Annotated in this window: 9 protein-coding genes, 15 tRNA genes, 3 rRNA genes and 1 pseudogene; all 28 read left to right on the top strand. The window is 45.7% G+C overall.

The annotated features are described in order from the left end of the window. Window positions 1–440: 440 nt before the first annotated feature. The 28 genes and pseudogenes from N1I86_RS05065 (at window position 441) to N1I86_RS04930 (ending at window position 16,231) form a co-directional block, all read left to right on the top strand. Window positions 441–1,995, top strand: a 16S ribosomal RNA gene (locus N1I86_RS05065). 259 nt (window positions 1,996–2,254) lie between these two features. Continuing rightward, window positions 2,255–5,187 (top strand): 23S ribosomal RNA (locus N1I86_RS05060). A gap of 147 nt (window positions 5,188–5,334) precedes the next feature. Further along, window positions 5,335–5,450: ribosomal RNA gene (rrf, locus tag N1I86_RS05055) — 5S ribosomal RNA — on the top strand. Together the 16S, 23S and 5S rRNA genes with 15 tRNA genes alongside form the textbook arrangement of a ribosomal RNA operon. Before the next feature lie 8 nt (window positions 5,451–5,458). Further along, a tRNA-Asn gene (locus tag N1I86_RS05050) sits at window positions 5,459–5,533 on the top strand. 3 nt (window positions 5,534–5,536) lie between these two features. Next, window positions 5,537–5,628 (top strand) — tRNA-Ser (locus tag N1I86_RS05045). Between the two features lie 9 nt (window positions 5,629–5,637). Then, window positions 5,638–5,709 (top strand) — tRNA-Glu (locus tag N1I86_RS05040). Window positions 5,710–5,717: 8 nt separating this feature from the next. Continuing rightward, window positions 5,718–5,793 (top strand) — tRNA-Val (locus N1I86_RS05035). Window positions 5,794–5,803: 10 nt separating this feature from the next. Continuing rightward, window positions 5,804–5,877 (top strand) — tRNA-Met (locus tag N1I86_RS05030). Between the two features lie 59 nt (window positions 5,878–5,936). After that, a tRNA-Asp gene (locus N1I86_RS05025) sits at window positions 5,937–6,012 on the top strand. A gap of 10 nt (window positions 6,013–6,022) precedes the next feature. Continuing rightward, window positions 6,023–6,098, top strand: a tRNA-Phe gene (locus N1I86_RS05020). A gap of 4 nt (window positions 6,099–6,102) precedes the next feature. Continuing rightward, window positions 6,103–6,175 (top strand) — tRNA-Thr (locus N1I86_RS05015). A gap of 5 nt (window positions 6,176–6,180) precedes the next feature. Beyond that, window positions 6,181–6,265: transfer RNA gene (locus N1I86_RS05010), tRNA-Tyr, on the top strand. 5 nt (window positions 6,266–6,270) lie between these two features. After that, window positions 6,271–6,344: transfer RNA gene (locus N1I86_RS05005), tRNA-Trp, on the top strand. A 10-nt stretch (window positions 6,345–6,354) separates the two neighbouring features. Then, window positions 6,355–6,430: transfer RNA gene (locus tag N1I86_RS05000), tRNA-His, on the top strand. A 16-nt stretch (window positions 6,431–6,446) separates the two neighbouring features. Continuing rightward, window positions 6,447–6,518: transfer RNA gene (locus N1I86_RS04995), tRNA-Gln, on the top strand. A 3-nt stretch (window positions 6,519–6,521) separates the two neighbouring features. After that, window positions 6,522–6,596, top strand: a tRNA-Gly gene (locus N1I86_RS04990). Window positions 6,597–6,601: 5 nt separating this feature from the next. Beyond that, a tRNA-Cys gene (locus N1I86_RS04985) sits at window positions 6,602–6,675 on the top strand. Between the two features lie 8 nt (window positions 6,676–6,683). Continuing rightward, a tRNA-Leu gene (locus tag N1I86_RS04980) sits at window positions 6,684–6,767 on the top strand. A gap of 651 nt (window positions 6,768–7,418) precedes the next feature. After that, a complete protein-coding gene (locus N1I86_RS04975; RefSeq protein WP_341095252.1) occupies window positions 7,419–8,324 on the top strand; it encodes a LysR family transcriptional regulator in 906 nt (301 codons plus the stop codon). 144 nt (window positions 8,325–8,468) lie between these two features. After that, window positions 8,469–9,500 carry an LLM class flavin-dependent oxidoreductase gene (locus N1I86_RS04970; protein WP_341095250.1) on the top strand — a complete coding sequence of 344 codons (1,032 nt, stop codon included), beginning with the start codon at window positions 8,469–8,471 and terminating at the stop codon, window positions 9,498–9,500. Further along, entirely contained in the window at window positions 9,490–10,830 is a 1,341-nt protein-coding gene (locus N1I86_RS04965; protein ID WP_341095248.1) for an LLM class flavin-dependent oxidoreductase, read from the top strand. Before N1I86_RS04970 ends, N1I86_RS04965 begins: the two co-directional genes overlap by 11 nt. 13 nt (window positions 10,831–10,843) lie before the next feature. Continuing rightward, entirely contained in the window at window positions 10,844–11,104 is a 261-nt protein-coding gene (locus N1I86_RS04960) for a glutaredoxin family protein (protein ID WP_341095246.1), read from the top strand. Window positions 11,105–11,435: 331 nt separating this feature from the next. After that, entirely contained in the window at window positions 11,436–12,275 is an 840-nt protein-coding gene (locus tag N1I86_RS04955; RefSeq protein WP_048622751.1) for an amino acid ABC transporter substrate-binding protein, read from the top strand. 34 nt (window positions 12,276–12,309) lie between these two features. Next, on the top strand, window positions 12,310–13,014 hold the full coding sequence (locus tag N1I86_RS04950; protein WP_327803577.1) for an amino acid ABC transporter permease: 705 nt from the start codon (window positions 12,310–12,312) through the stop codon (window positions 13,012–13,014). A 27-nt stretch (window positions 13,015–13,041) separates the two neighbouring features. Next, on the top strand, window positions 13,042–13,740 hold the full coding sequence (locus N1I86_RS04945) for an amino acid ABC transporter permease (RefSeq protein WP_341097252.1): 699 nt from the start codon (window positions 13,042–13,044) through the stop codon (window positions 13,738–13,740). Next, window positions 13,737–14,507 (top strand): amino acid ABC transporter ATP-binding protein, encoded by a 771-nt coding sequence (locus N1I86_RS04940; RefSeq protein ID WP_341095243.1) that lies wholly within the window; start codon window positions 13,737–13,739, stop codon window positions 14,505–14,507. The genes N1I86_RS04945 and N1I86_RS04940 overlap by 4 nt, the downstream gene beginning before the upstream one ends. A 23-nt stretch (window positions 14,508–14,530) precedes the next feature. Beyond that, window positions 14,531–15,070, top strand: a complete 540-nt coding sequence (locus N1I86_RS04935) for a GNAT family N-acetyltransferase (protein WP_327803580.1) — start codon at window positions 14,531–14,533, stop codon at window positions 15,068–15,070. Then, window positions 15,057–16,231: pseudogene (locus N1I86_RS04930) on the top strand (amidohydrolase). Before N1I86_RS04935 ends, N1I86_RS04930 begins: the two are co-directional and overlap by 14 nt. Window position 16,232 lies beyond the last annotated feature (1 nt).

Below are 16,232 nucleotides of genomic sequence, written 5' to 3'. Positions count from 1 at the left end.
CAAAGGGTTGGTTTTTAGCAACTTGACAAAGAGCCTCTGCGGGCATGGCTACCAGCCATGAAGCCAGGTATACGGTACTGGCTGGGCCAACCAGGCTACCATGCCCACCACTCCACGTCAAGTCGCGCAGAGTGTCCCGATTCTACTTAATCATGGGTTATCTGGTCTTTCAATACTTGTTGCATTTAATATTGCAATTTAAGTCTTAAAATTTTTTCATAAAAACGAAAAAAAGTGATTGACGTAATTATGTTTTCTTGTTATAGTAATAAACGTCGCTGCTGGATGTGATTGAAAACAGCAACGGCTCAAAAAAATATTGACAGTGACTTTAGTTGTATGATATTATTGAAAAGTCGCTATCATTAGATGGATCCTTGAAAACTGAACAAAACGAAGCGTAAACCAATGTTTCAATCGAAACAAGCCAAGTCAAATTTCTTTTGGAGAGTTTGATCCTGGCTCAGGACGAACGCTGGCGGCGTGCCTAATACATGCAAGTCGAGCGGACTTTCAAGAAGCTTGCTTTTTGAAAGTTAGCGGCGGACGGGTGAGTAACACGTGGGCAACCTGCCTGCAAGACGGGGATAACTCCGGGAAACCGGGGCTAATACCGGATAATATCTTCCTTCGCATGAAGGAAGGTTGAAAGGCGGCGCAAGCTGCCGCTTGCAGATGGGCCCGCGGCGCATTAGCTAGTTGGTGAGGTAACGGCTCACCAAGGCGACGATGCGTAGCCGACCTGAGAGGGTGATCGGCCACACTGGGACTGAGACACGGCCCAGACTCCTACGGGAGGCAGCAGTAGGGAATCTTCCGCAATGGACGAAAGTCTGACGGAGCAACGCCGCGTGAGCGAAGAAGGTCTTCGGATCGTAAAGCTCTGTTGTCAGGGAAGAACAAGTACCGTTCGAACAGGGCGGTACCTTGACGGTACCTGACCAGAAAGCCACGGCTAACTACGTGCCAGCAGCCGCGGTAATACGTAGGTGGCAAGCGTTGTCCGGAATTATTGGGCGTAAAGCGCGCGCAGGCGGTCTCTTAAGTCTGATGTGAAAGCCCACGGCTCAACCGTGGAGGGTCATTGGAAACTGGGAGACTTGAGTGCAGAAGAGGAGAGCGGAATTCCACGTGTAGCGGTGAAATGCGTAGAGATGTGGAGGAACACCAGTGGCGAAGGCGGCTCTCTGGTCTGTAACTGACGCTGAGGCGCGAAAGCGTGGGGAGCGAACAGGATTAGATACCCTGGTAGTCCACGCCGTAAACGATGAGTGCTAAGTGTTAGAGGGCTTCCACCCTTTAGTGCTGCAGCTAACGCATTAAGCACTCCGCCTGGGGAGTACGGCCGCAAGGCTGAAACTCAAAGGAATTGACGGGGGCCCGCACAAGCGGTGGAGCATGTGGTTTAATTCGAAGCAACGCGAAGAACCTTACCAGGTCTTGACATCCTTCGCTACCTCTAGAGATAGAGGGTTCCCCTTCGGGGGACGGAGTGACAGGTGGTGCATGGTTGTCGTCAGCTCGTGTCGTGAGATGTTGGGTTAAGTCCCGCAACGAGCGCAACCCTTGACCTTAGTTGCCAGCATTCAGTTGGGCACTCTAAGGTGACTGCCGGTGACAAACCGGAGGAAGGTGGGGATGACGTCAAATCATCATGCCCCTTATGACCTGGGCTACACACGTGCTACAATGGATGGTACAAAGGGTCGCGAAACCGCGAGGTGGAGCCAATCCCAAAAAACCATTCTCAGTTCGGATTGCAGGCTGCAACTCGCCTGCATGAAGCCGGAATCGCTAGTAATCGCGGATCAGCATGCCGCGGTGAATACGTTCCCGGGCCTTGTACACACCGCCCGTCACACCACGAGAGTTTGCAACACCCGAAGTCGGTGAGGTAACCCTTACGGGAGCCAGCCGCCGAAGGTGGGGCAGATGATTGGGGTGAAGTCGTAACAAGGTAGCCGTATCGGAAGGTGCGGCTGGATCACCTCCTTTCTAAGGAAGAAGAAAAGCAGAGGCGACTGTTCAGGTGCGACAAGCACAAGACAGCTTGCGAGGAGGTAGTATTTCAACCACCGCAGCAAGATGGATTGTGACCTCGAGCACCTAGGAGCCGGAGCTGGACAGATATGAAGGAGCGCTTTCGTTTTGTTCAGTTTTGAAGGATTTCATCCTTCCAAGTTGTTCCTTGAAAACTAGATAGAAGAAAGAAGCAGCATAAACCGAGTATCGCCATCTAGGATAAAACCAACATGGTTAAGTTAGAAAGGGCGCACGGTGGATGCCTTGGCACTAGGAGCCGATGAAGGACGGGACTAACTCCGAAAAGCTCCGGGGAGCTGTACGTAAGCGTTGATCCGGAGATTTCCGAATGGGGAAACCCGCTGCCCGTAATGGGGCAGCATCCTTGCCTGAATCCATAGGGTAAGGAAGGCAACCCGGGGAACTGAAACATCTAAGTACCCGGAGGAAGAGAAAGCAACAGCGATTCCCTGAGTAGCGGCGAGCGAAACGGGAACAGCCCAAACCAGAAGGCTTGCCTTCTGGGGTTGTAGGACACCAATGGTGGAGTCACAAAGGAACGAGGTAGACGAAGAGGTCTGGAAAGGCCCGTCAGAGAAGGTAACAACCCTGTAGTCGAAACTTCGTTCCCTCCCTGGTGGATCCTGAGTACGGCGGGACACGAGGAATCCCGTCGGAAGCTGGGAGGACCATCTCCCAAGGCTAAATACTCCCTAGTGACCGATAGTGAACCAGTACCGTGAGGGAAAGGTGAAAAGCACCCCGGGAGGGGAGTGAAAGAGAACCTGAAACCGTGTGCCTACAAGTAGTCAGAGCCCGTTTACGGGTGATGGCGTGCCTTTTGTAGAATGAACCGGCGAGTTGCGATCTCATGCGAGGTTAAGTCGAAAAGACGGAGCCGCAGCGAAAGCGAGTCTGAACAGGGCGCATGAGTATGGGGTCGCAGACCCGAAACCAGGTGATCTACCCATGTCCAGGGTGAAGGTGAGGTAACACTTACTGGAGGCCCGAACCCACGCACGTTGAAAAGTGCGGGGATGAGGTGTGGGTAGGGGTGAAATTCCAATCGAACTTGGAGATAGCTGGTTCTCTCCGAAATAGCTTTAGGGCTAGCCTCAAGGGAAGAGTCTTGGAGGTAGAGCACTGTTTGGACTAGGGGCCCTCATCGGGTTACCGAATTCAGACAAACTCCGAATGCCAGTGACTTATCCTTGGGAGTCAGACTGCGAGTGATAAGATCCGTGGTCAAAAGGGAAACAGCCCAGACCGCCAGCTAAGGTCCCAAAGTATACGTTAAGTGGAAAAGGATGTGGAATTGCTTAGACAACCAGGATGTTGGCTTAGAAGCAGCCACCATTTAAAGAGTGCGTAATAGCTCACTGGTCGAGTGATTCTGCGCCGAAAATGTACCGGGGCTAAACGTATCACCGAAGCTGCGGGTGGACACCTTCGGGTGTCCGCGGTAGGAGAGCGTTCTAAGGGCAGAGAAGCCAGACCGGAAGGACTGGTGGAGCGCTTAGAAGTGAGAATGCCGGTATGAGTAGCGAAAGAAGGGTGAGAATCCCTTCCACCGAATGCCTAAGGTTTCCTGAGGAAGGCTCGTCCTCTCAGGGTTAGTCGGGACCTAAGCCGAGGCCGACAGGCGTAGGCGATGGACAACAGGTTGATATTCCTGTACCACCTCTTTTCCGTTTGAGCGATGGGGGGACGCAGGAGGATAGGGTAAGCGCACTGTTGGATGTGCGTCCAAGCAGTGAGAGGGGCAGCGAGGCAAATCCCGTTGCCACTAACCTCAAGCTGTGACGGCGAGGGAATGATAGTACCGAAGTTCCTGATTCCACACTGCCAAGAAAAGCCTCTAGCGAGGAAAAAGGTGCCCGTACCGCAAACCGACACAGGTAGGCGAGGAGAGAATCCTAAGGTGTGCGAGAGAACTCTCGTTAAGGAACTCGGCAAAATGACCCCGTAACTTCGGGAGAAGGGGTGCTTTTTGGGGTGCATAGCCCCGAGAAGCCGCAGTGAATAGGCCCAGGCGACTGTTTAGCAAAAACACAGGTCTCTGCGAAGCCGTAAGGCGAAGTATAGGGGCTGACGCCTGCCCGGTGCTGGAAGGTTAAGGGGAGCGCTTAAAGCTTTGCTTGAAGGTGCGAACCGAAGCCCCAGTAAACGGCGGCCGTAACTATAACGGTCCTAAGGTAGCGAAATTCCTTGTCAGGTAAGTTCTGACCCGCACGAAAGGCGTAACGATCTGGGCACTGTCTCAACGAGAGACTCGGTGAAATTATAGTACCTGTGAAGATGCAGGTTACCCGCGACAGGACGGAAAGACCCCGTGGAGCTTTACTGCAGCCTGATATTGAATTTTGGTACAGCTTGTACAGGATAGGTAGGAGCCTTAGAAACCGGAGCGCCAGCTTCGGTGGAGGCGCCGGTGGGATACTACCCTGGCTGTACTGAAATTCTAACCCGCACCCCTGATCGGGGTGGGAGACAGTGTCAGGTGGGCAGTTTGACTGGGGCGGTCGCCTCCTAAAAGGTAACGGAGGCGCCCAAAGGTTCCCTCAGAATGGTTGGAAATCATTCGCAGAGTGCAAAGGCAGAAGGGAGCTTGACTGCGAGACCTACAAGTCGAGCAGGGACGAAAGTCGGGCTTAGTGATCCGGTGGTTCCGTATGGAAGGGCCATCGCTCAACGGATAAAAGCTACCCCGGGGATAACAGGCTTATCTCCCCCAAGAGTCCACATCGACGGGGAGGTTTGGCACCTCGATGTCGGCTCATCGCATCCTGGGGCTGTAGTCGGTCCCAAGGGTTGGGCTGTTCGCCCATTAAAGCGGTACGCGAGCTGGGTTCAGAACGTCGTGAGACAGTTCGGTCCCTATCCGTCGCGGGCGCAGGAAATTTGAGAGGAGCTGTCCTTAGTACGAGAGGACCGGGATGGACGCACCGCTGGTGTACCAGTTGTCTCGCCAGGGGCACCGCTGGGTAGCTATGTGCGGAAGGGATAAGTGCTGAAAGCATCTAAGCATGAAGCCCCCCTCAAGATGAGATTTCCCATTTCTTCGGAAAGTAAGATCCCTGAAAGATGATCAGGTAGATAGGTCCGAGGTGGAAGCGTGGTGACACGTGGAGCTGACGGATACTAATCGATCGAGGACTTAACCAAATGAAAGAGCGAGATCGGTAAAACTGCTTCTTCTATCTATTTTTGAAGGAAGATATCTTGATAACGCTTTATAAAAAGACCTATAAATTCTTTAAAATTCCTATTGAAAATTAAATAAAATTCGCTTAAGATAGTAAATGGTGTTTGTCCGGTGATAATGGCGAAGAGGTCACACCCGTTCCCATCCCGAACACGGAAGTTAAGCTCTTCAGCGCTGATGGTAGTGAGGGGATTCCCCTTGCGAGAGTAGGACGTTGCCGGACGATATTATTCCGCAGTAGCTCAGTGGTAGAGCAATCGGCTGTTAACCGATCGGTCGTAGGTTCGAATCCTACCTGCGGAGCCATATGGAGAGCTGTCCGAGTGGTCGAAGGAGCACGATTGGAAATCGTGTAGACGGTTAACGCTGTCTCAAGGGTTCGAATCCCTTGCTCTCCGCCATTATAAGTTGGCCCGTTGGTCAAGTGGTTAAGACACCGCCCTTTCACGGCGGTAACACGGGTTCGAATCCCGTACGGGTCATCCTCAATGGAGGTTTAGCTCAGCTGGGAGAGCACTTGCCTTACAAGCAAGGGGTCGGCGGTTCGATCCCGTCAACCTCCACCATCTATATCGTCGCGGGGTGGAGCAGTCTGGTAGCTCGTCGGGCTCATAACCCGAAGGTCGCAGGTTCAAATCCTGCCCCCGCAATTGAATGACATAGTATTTCTTTCATACATACTCAACGTGTCAGCATATCTTAAAACAAAGGTCCCGTAGTGTAGCGGTTATCACGCCTGCCTGTCACGCAGGAGATCGCGGGTTCGATTCCCGTCGGAACCGCCATAAAATCATCGGCTCGGTAGCTCAGTCGGTAGAGCAAAGGACTGAAAATCCTTGTGTCGGCGGTTCGATTCCGTCCCGAGCCACCATGTTGCCGGCTTAGCTCAATTGGTAGAGCAACTGACTTGTAATCAGTAGGTTGTGGGTTCAAGTCCTACAGCCGGCATCAGTGGAGGGGTAGCGAAGTGGCTAAACGCGGCGGACTGTAAATCCGCTCCCTCAGGGTTCGGCGGTTCGAATCCGTCCCCCTCCACCATTCATAGGGGCATAGTTTAACGGTAGAACAGAGGTCTCCAAAACCTCCGGTGTGGGTTCGATTCCTACTGCCCCTGCCATATTATAATGGCGGCTATGGCGAAGTGGTTAACGCATCGGATTGTGGCTCCGACATTCGTGGGTTCGATTCCCACTAGTCGCCCCATATTAAAAGGAATCATTGGGCTATAGCCAAGCGGTAAGGCAACGGACTTTGACTCCGTCATGCGCTGGTTCGAATCCAGCTAGCCCAGTACGCGGAAGTAGTTCAGTGGTAGAACACCACCTTGCCAAGGTGGGGGTCGCGGGTTCGAGTCCCGTCTTCCGCTCCAATGAAGGCGGCATAGCCAAGTGGTAAGGCAGAGGTCTGCAAAACCTTTATCACCGGTTCGAATCCGGTTGCCGCCTCCATATAATAAGCCGATGTGGCGGAATTGGCAGACGCGCACGACTCAAAATCGTGTTCCCTTGCGGGAGTGTGGGTTCGACTCCCACCATCGGCATGGAATATTGAGATAAGGGGTTCCACTGTGTGGAACCCCTTGTTTTTATATTTGGCTCTATGTCAATTGTTGGGGTACACTTATCGAAGTGCCCCCTTTTGTAGTTGACTAGATGAGTGAACATAAGGCTTTATTTCTTAGTCTCTTAAAATTTCGGTTCTATACTAAATGTTGGGGTTGAATCTTTTCAGCCACGAAATGAAATTCCCTAATATGAACGTTCATTCGATGACAGATTGGATAAAGGCCTGTTTTTTCTTTTGCAGAGGGCGGTAAAAATCGCTTTTGTAATCGCATGAGGGTTTATTTCTCCTAAAATATACATTTAAGCTCAATTGATGAGGATTTTAAGCTTTTTGGTGAAACGGATATCAGCAAAACATCGGTTCTCGTAATCAAAAAAAGAGCAAAGAGTCAAAGGCGTATGTATTAAAGGGGAAGGTACTTTTATAGGTTGGAATAAAGCACGATCTCTTACGGTTCAATTAACTGAATTCACTTTATTTATGAAATTTTTTAAAATATACTTTACTAATCGGAATAATATGATTAAAATAAAAAAACAAAATAACGTAGAATTGACGTTCAATAACTCCTGATGCATCTATGTTCGGGAGCTTTTTATTTTTTATTAAAAAAGGGGTGGAGAAGATGAACATTGATCATATTGAAGCTTTTATGTATGTCGTCCATTTTAACAGCATTCATAAAGCAGCGAACGCTTTGTTTTTATCACAGCCAACGGTTACGGCGCGGATCAAAGCATTGGAACGAGAATTGGATACAGAACTGTTTGAACGGGAGGGTAGAGGCATCAAGCTGACGGAAAAGGGGGAAATGTTTATTCCGTATGCTGAGCAGATTATCCGCACTTTTCAGCAAGGAAAAAAACTATTGAAAAAAAGAGCGGATCAGGAAGAGGTAGTCATTGGGGCCAATATCATTACATCTCAATATTTTATCCCCATTGCACTGCCGCTTTGGAAAAAAGCACATCCGGAACTCCGGTTTAAATTTATTTCAGCGTCTAACGAGGTGCTAGTAGATAAGCTGCTCCAAAAGCAGATTGATGTGGCGTTCATGAAAGAAGTGTCGCATCAAGCATTGCAGCATCAACCGCTTCTTGACAATTCAATACGGCTTGTCGTAAAGCCGGGACATCCTTTTCAGTTTCAGTCAAAGTTATCCGCACAGCAATTGGCTCTTGAACCAATGGTCTTTTTTGAATGCGGAGCGTTCGACTGGAATCGTGTACACAAAATTTTTGAAGTGGCGAACGTGGAACCGCGAATTGAATTTCACGTGGATCATCTTGAAGTGGCAAAATCACTCATTCAAAGCGGCAACGGGTTCGGATTTCTGCCATATTTATGCGTTAAACATGAACTGGAAACAGGCCAGCTGGTGGAAGTCAATGTCGATCATTTGATGATGCTGAAACAGCATATTCATGGAACATATTATGGACCGGAGCTTCCTTTTTTATGGAATGACATTCTTTTGTCGATTGAACAATTTGAAAAGAATGCTGTTTCATCATTCTCTCAAACAAATTGATAAATTTTATTAATGAATCGCTTAAATCTTTCTATCGCTTGAAGTATTGCTTTTTCGCTATTTCCGATGATAGGATAAATACCAACAAATAAAACAAATTAATCACACCTGTAAACTGAGAATAAAAACAGGAGGAAAATGGATATGAGTTATCAGCTTGGATTGTTAGATCAAAGCCCGATCCTTGAAGGCTTTTCAGCTGTTGAAGCCTTGCAGCAAACCGTTCGCTTGGCCCAAAAAGCAGAAGAATGGGGTTACTCGCGCTTCTGGGTGTCGGAGCATCATCATTCGGAACAGGTAGCGGGGTCGTCTCCGGAAGTTTTAATGTCATATTTGCTTGCCAAAACGAAGTCGATTCGCATCGGATCAGGAGGAGTCATGCTTCAACATTATAGTCCTTTTAAAGTTGCGGAAAATTTTCATGTTTTGTCTACTCTTGCTCCCGGAAGAGTCGATCTTGGGATCGGGAAGGCTCCGGGCGGCCTGCCGTTATCGACAAAGGCGTTGCAGTTTGGCACCGTGAATGACGGACAAGATTTTGAAGAAAGGTTTCTTTTTTTGAAAAAATTAATTGAAAATTCAGTGGATGAAGATCATCCGCTCGCCGGTATTGAAGCGACACCTATACCGCCGGAAAAACCCAACCTTTTTTTACTCGGGGCCAGTCGCAGAAGCGCTCAGCTGGCAGCTGACCTTCAAGTTCCTTTTGTATTCGCCTTGTTTATTAATGGCGACGTAAAGGTGCTTGAAGAATCGGCGCACGTTTATCGCAACGGCTATCCGGACGGACGTTTTCTGCTATCCCTTGCAGCAGTCGCTGCCGATTCGCAAAAAGAGGCCGAAGAACTGGCGAAAGATCAAAAAATGTATAAAGTCCATCTGCAAAGCGGACGTATTGTCACGGTCTCTACATTGGAACAAGCACATGCTTTCGGCAAACAAGCGGAGCAATCTTATGAAGTAGAGGAACAAGCGAGCTATATCATTGCCGGAACCTCCGTCTATGTAAAAAAAATCTTAAATAAATTCCATGCATCCTATCAAGTGGATGAATTTATTTTGCATTCCCCTGTTCAAAAGGTAGAAGAACGGATTCGGTCTTTTCAGCTGTTAAGTCCAAACGGCTCGAATGACAACTCTTTAACCGAAGAAGAGGGTGAAACTTATGTCTCATAAAAAACAGATTCAATTTGGGATTATGTTGCACGGCCCGGGAAGTCATATGAACGCCTGGAAAGATCCAAGTGTTCCAAAAGATGCCAGTGTTAACTTTCAGTATTACAAGTCTATTACTCGACAAGCTGAAGAAGCCGGATTTTCTTTCGCTTTTGTTGCAGATGGACTATATATAAATGAAAAATCCATTCCTCATTTCTTGAATCGGTTTGAACCCATCACCATCTTATCTTCTCTCGCGTCAGTAACATCGAGAATAGGGCTGGTCGGTACGATATCAACCACTTACAGTGAGCCATTTACGGTTGCCCGCCAGTTAGCATCGCTGGATAAAATCAGCGAGGGACGTGCTGGATGGAATGTTGTCACTTCTCCTTTAGAGGGATCTGCAAAGAACTACAATAAAGGTGAACATCCATCGCATTCTCTACGATATGAGATAGCGGCAGAATTTTTACAAGTAGTAAAAGGATTGTGGGATTCATGGGAAGACGATGCTTTTATACGAAATCGGCAAACCGGACAGTTTTTTGATCGAAATAAGGTTCATGTATTGAATCATAAAGGTCGTTTCTTTTCTGTCGAAGGACCGTTAAATATTGAACGTTCGAGTCAAGGGCAGCCCGTCATATTTCAAGCAGGTTCTTCTGAAGCCGGTAAAAATTTGGCTGCAAAAGAGGCGGATGCTGTTTTTACCAATGCAGAAACGCTCGAACAGGCCCAAGCTTTTTATAAGGATGTAAAACTGCGGGCAGAAGCAAACGGACGGAGCAGAGACGAGATTCTCATTTTCCCGGGGATTCATCCGATTGTCGGTGCAACTATAGAAGAAGCGGAAGAAAAATACGAAGCGATTCAAAACCTTGTGTCGATTGAAGAAGCTCTCGATTATTTAGGACGATACTTTGATCACTTCGATTTCAGTGTATTTCCGCTTGATGAGCCGTTTCCTGATATAGGCGATGTCGGGAAAAATAGCTTCCGGTCGTCAACCGATCAAATTAAGCAAAATGCCCGCGAAAAGAACTTAACGCTTCGAGAAGTGGCCTTGCAAGTTACGACACCGAAAAGCGTTTTTTTCGGTACGTATGAGCAAGTAGCCGATCAATTGATTGCCTGGGTGGAAGGAAATGGAGCGGATGGATTTATTTTTGCCCCGCCTGTTCTCGGCAGCGGCTTAACCGATTTTATCCGGCACGTCATTCCGATTTTGGAAGAACGCGGCTACTACAGCAGGGAGTACAGAAGTGAAACATTAAGAGGAAACTTAGGACTGCCGTTTAAAGAAAATCGCTATGTAAACAAAAAAGAAAATCATTTTATTAACTAGGGAGGAACGATAAATGGGAGAGAAAGCGTTATCAGTAGTGGTTTGGGCAAAAGAAGGATGTCGTTATTGTGAAGAAGTAAAACAATTTTTAGAAGAAAAAGGTATTCGTTATCAAACGGTGGATGTAACCAATCATGATGAACTCCGTGATATTTTAGAAATTAAATATGGTATCTGGCATGTACCAATTGTTGAAATCGGTCGTGGAGACGTGTACGAAGGTATCACGAAAATCGGGATCACAAATCTTGAAAAAGCATTGAGTACTCATTAGTAATCATATGTTTCATTTTTGATTTAAAACCGACTAAATGAATTTGTTTAATGATGATTAATAAAAGTTCGCCTGTCTTTGCGATAAAGCTTTATAAGCGTGCCGGCATATTCATGAGTACAATATAAATTTTTTATATCAAACTAGCTTACTATAGTTGGCAATCTATTACTTTTTGATTGCTATTTGTTGAAAAAGGATGTGTGTTCTTTCATCAAGTGTTTTCCGTTTTTTACAACAAACGATACGAGAAAATGAGCTAACACTGCCCTTTTCGGCAAAAATTATTAAGAACCGATTGTGAGCAGAAATGGTGAGTGGAGGAAAGAGGATGAAGAAAAAGATATGGTTTATTGTGACATTGCTATTTACATTTTTTCTGGGAGCTTGCTCGCCAAAAGAAGGAGCAGTTTCATCAACTGATGCCAATGCAGATTCGAGTTCCAAAGATACAAAAAAAGGGGTACAAACCATCATCGTTGGTACCGGAACACAGTTTCCTAATATATGCTTCCTTGATAAAAACGGAAAATTGACTGGATATGATGTAGAGCTCGTTCGTGAAATTGACAAAAAACTTCCTGAATATCAGTTTAAATTTAAAACGATGGAATTTTCTAATCTATTATTAAGTCTTGAAACAAGAAAAATTGATTTTATTGCCCATGAAATGGAAGTAAATAAAGAGAGGAAAGCCAAGTTCCTGTTTAACAAAGTTCCTTACAATGTTTTCCCTCTAAAAGTAGTGGTTCATAAAGATAATAACGATATTAAATCGATTAAAGATTTAAGAGGTAAAAAAGTCGTCGTAAGTGCCACAAGCAATGCGGCCGTTTTTCTAGAAAAATACAATAAAGATCATAATGCAGGCATTAATATAGTGTATTCTGGCCAGGGATCAGATGATACAGTCAACCAAATACGTACAGGAAGGGCAGATGCGACCATTTCAACACCATTTGCCGTTGATTTCTTGAACAAATCAGCTGATGCACAAGAAAAAGTAGTGGGCAATACCCTTTCCGACTCGAAAGTGTATTTCTTATTTAGAAAGGATGAAACGAAACTTCAAAAACGTGTTGATGAAGCTCTTCGAGAACTGAAGAAGGAAGGCGTTGTGAAAAAATTGAGCCAAAAATGGCTGGGAGCGGATTACTCAGTTGGGTTTTAATTTGAACGATGAAATAAAAGGAGGGATTTAAGGATTGGGTAAAGCATTTGACATTACATTAGTCGGTGATTTTATACCACAGCTTATTCAATATTTGGGTGTCACTCTTCAAATTTTAGCCGTTTCTATTGTACTTGGAATCATTATAGGAATCATAGCCGCTATCTTGCGGCTTTTCCGCATTCCAATTTTGTCGCAGCTGGTGGTCGTCTATGTTTCTTTTATTCGTGGCACACCGATATTAATTCAGCTATTTTTGATTTTTTACGGTATCCCTTCATTATTTCAATTAATCAATATCGATTTGTCAAAAGTGGATCCTTTATATTCTGTCATTGTTGCTTATGCATTCAATAATGGCGCCGTTTTTTCCGAAATATTTAGAGGAGCCGTGCAAGCCGTTGATTATGGACAAACGGAAGCTGCGTATTCTGTCGGGATGAGTGAGTCGCAAAATTTTTTCCGCATCATTGTTCCTCAAGCCGTTGGTATTGCATTCCCGAATATTGCCAACACCGTTATTAGTTCGCTGAAAGATACATCTTTAGCCTTTACGATCGGTGTGATGGATATGGTTGGTCGAGGAGAAACATTGATTGCTTCCACAACTCACGCACTGGAAGTATATATTTCACTTTCAGTTATTTATTACATTGTGGTTGTCCTTCTTGAAAAAATATTCTGTTGGTTTGAAAAACGGGTAAATCGACATAAGTCCGGGGAAGTTTCTTCGGTATAGCCAAAACGGTGTAAAGGAGGGATGGAATTGGTCATTGATATTCCTTTTATATGGACGGCATTGAAGGAAATTATTAAAGCACTTCCGCTAACTTTGATGCTGACAGTCATACCACTTATTGTTGGATTTTTCATTGGACTGGTTGTAGCTCTTATTCGCGTGTATGAAGTAAAGGGGTTGTCTGCTGTTGCAAATGGATATGTTTCGTTTTTACGAGGAACTCCAATTATTATGCATATAATGCTCATTTATTTTGGGCTGCCGATGCTCCTCCAAGCGGCAGCTCCGAAATTAGCCATTTCATCTATTCCCGTTAGTGTATTTGTACTGACAGCTCTTTCATTAAGTGCCGGCGCCTACTTATCTGAAGTCATTCGCTCAGGCATTATTTCTATTCCGAAAGGCCAGGCTGAAGCAGCGTATTCAGTTGGTATGAGCACGTTTCAAATGATGGTTCGCATTATTCTTCCACAGGCTTTGTCGCAATCCATTCCTAATTTTACTAATATTTTTATCGGTTTTTTGCACACAACCTCTATTGCCTTTATAGTTTCAGAAAAAGAATTGACGGGAGCAGCAAAAATTGTTGCATCAAATAATTTAAAGTTCCTCGAAGCATACATCGCAGCGGGAATCATTTATTGGGTGGTTACAATTCTAGTTGAATCGATTTCATTGTTATTGGAGAAAAAAGCCACATTCTATGCTAGGGGAGGGGTTCGATGATTTATTTACACGGTATAAAAAAAGCATTTGGGAATCATGAAGTTTTAAAAGGGATAAATTTGACTATCGAAAAAGGAAAAGTCGTTACAATTCTAGGTCCAAGCGGTTCCGGGAAAACGACTCTGTTAAGGTGCATAAATTTTCTTGAAAAACCGGATGAAGGAATCGTTCAGGTAGGTGATGTAAAGGTTGAAGCAGCCAAAGCAAACAAAAAAGAAATTCTTTCATTAAGAAAACAATCAGCGATGGTTTTTCAACATTATAATTTATTCGCTCATAAAACAGTCCTTGGAAATGTAATGGAAGGACTGATTGTGGCTAAAAAAATGAATAAAAAGGAGGCGAGGGAACGGAGCGAACAGGTGCTTGAAAAAGTCGGATTATTGGATAAATTAAATTATTTTCCAAGTCAACTTTCGGGAGGTCAGCAGCAACGTGTCGGCATTGCTCGTGCTCTTGCGTTAAATCCGGAAGTGATTCTTTTCGATGAACCGACTTCGGCGCTTGATCCCGAGCTTGTCGGAGAAGTACTGGCTGTCATTAAAAATATTGCCGATGAAGGGATTACCATGCTTATTGTGACACATGAAATGAATTTCGCCCGCGATGTATCGGATCAAGTGTTGTTTATGGATGGCGGATTGATTATAGAAAAAGGCTCGCCCTATGAGATTTTTACAAAGCCAAAAGAAGAACGGACACGAAAATTTTTAAAGCGGATTTCAGGGGAACCGTCTGTCAGCTGGCTTCAGGAAACAGCACATTAAATAAGAAGGGAAGGATTGTAAACGTGATCCATAATGTACAGATACGTGACATGTTGGTTGAGGAAAAAGAAGTAGTTCGTCAGCTTCTAATTGACAGCTATCGCCAGTATGAGTCTGAATATCAAGATCCCGATGTTTGGACCGAATATTTAGACCATATTGCGTTTTCTGTGGATAATCCGGATGTGGATCGGATTTTGGTGGCGAGAAGCGGGCGGGATATTCTCGGGACGCTGCAGCTGTTCGAGTCCTCGGAAAAGGCGTATGACCGGCCGGAACTGAACATCTTTTCTCCGATCGTACGGCTGTTGGCGGTTCATCCGAAGGCAAGAGGACATGGAATTGCACAAAAATTGTTAAAAGAGAGTATTCGATATGCGCAATCAAAAGGAGCGGCAAATTTGTATTTGCACTCAAGCGATAAAATGCAAAAAGCCATACAGTTGTATGAATGGCTCGGATTTAAACGAGATAAGTCCAAGGACTTTCAAAACCATGATATTTTAGTTAAGTGCTTTCGATTTGATATTAAAAAGGAGGCATCCGTTTATGAGTCCATCTAGTCTGGAAGACCGCTTAATTGCGATCCGACGCCATTTGCATCAATATCCGGAGTTGTCAAAAGAGGAGTTTGAAACGACAAAATCGATCGAGAAGTGGCTTCGTGAAGAGGATATTGACATCAGAGAAACTTCGCTAAAAACGGGTGTTTTTGCGGACATAAAAGGGAAAACACTCGGGCCTACGATTGCCGTACGCGCGGATATCGATGCACTTCCAATTGAAGAAAAGACAGGTTTGCCCTTTTCGTCCAAAATAAAAGGAAAAATGCATGCGTGTGGCCATGATTTTCATACTGCGGCTGCCATTGGTGCCGCTTATTTATTAAAAAAGCATCAGTCCGAATTAAATGGAACAATCCGTCTTCTCTTTCAGCCGGCTGAGGAATCAGGTGCAGGTGCAGATAAGGTAATCAAAGACGGTCAGCTTGAAAACGTCGATGCAATCATTGGTCTTCATAACAAACCGGATTTGCCGGTGGGGACGGTCGGGCTCAAAAATGGTCCATTGATGGCAGCGGTTGATCGATTTCAAGTGGTCATTCGCGGAACAGGATCTCATGCAGCCTTGCCGCATAAAGGAAGAGATCCCATTATCGCGTCCGCACAGCTTATTACCGCTCTGCAAACGATTGTCAGTCGGAACGTATCACCTTTTCAAAGTGCAGTGGTCAGTGTAACAAAATAGAAGGTGGAAGCACATGGAATGTCATTCCGGAGGATGTAACGCTTGATGGCACAATCCGGACATTTGATTCCGTCATTCGTGAAGAAGTGAAAGAGCGCTTTTATACAGTGGTGGAGCATATTGCGAAGGTTTATGCACAGGAATTTGTGATTCGCTGGTTTGCTGGACCGCCTCCGCTCATCAATGATGAAAAGGTGACTGAAACGGCACGCCGATCAGCGCAAAATCTATCCCTTCATGTCATTGATCCGGAACCGTCAACAGCCGGAGAAGATTTCTCTTACTACTTACAGCAAATTCCCGGAACATTTGCCTTTTTCGGGTCAAACGGAAACGAAGATTGGCATCATCCATCATTTACTGTTGATGAAAAGGCCATTATCAAAGCTGCTTATTTTTTATATGAAACAGCTAAAAACCTGCTTATTGAATACAGCCAAGTTAAGGAGAAACAAAAGAGCCATTCAACTTTCTGAA

It is taken from the genome of Bacillus sp. FSL W8-0116 (assembly GCF_038003825.1).
Classification (GTDB): Bacteria; Bacillota; Bacilli; order Bacillales; family DSM-4216; genus Bacillus_O; species Bacillus_O smithii.
The sequence above is the reverse complement of the archived record's forward strand: the minus strand, read 5'-3'. Positions and strand labels throughout refer to the sequence as shown.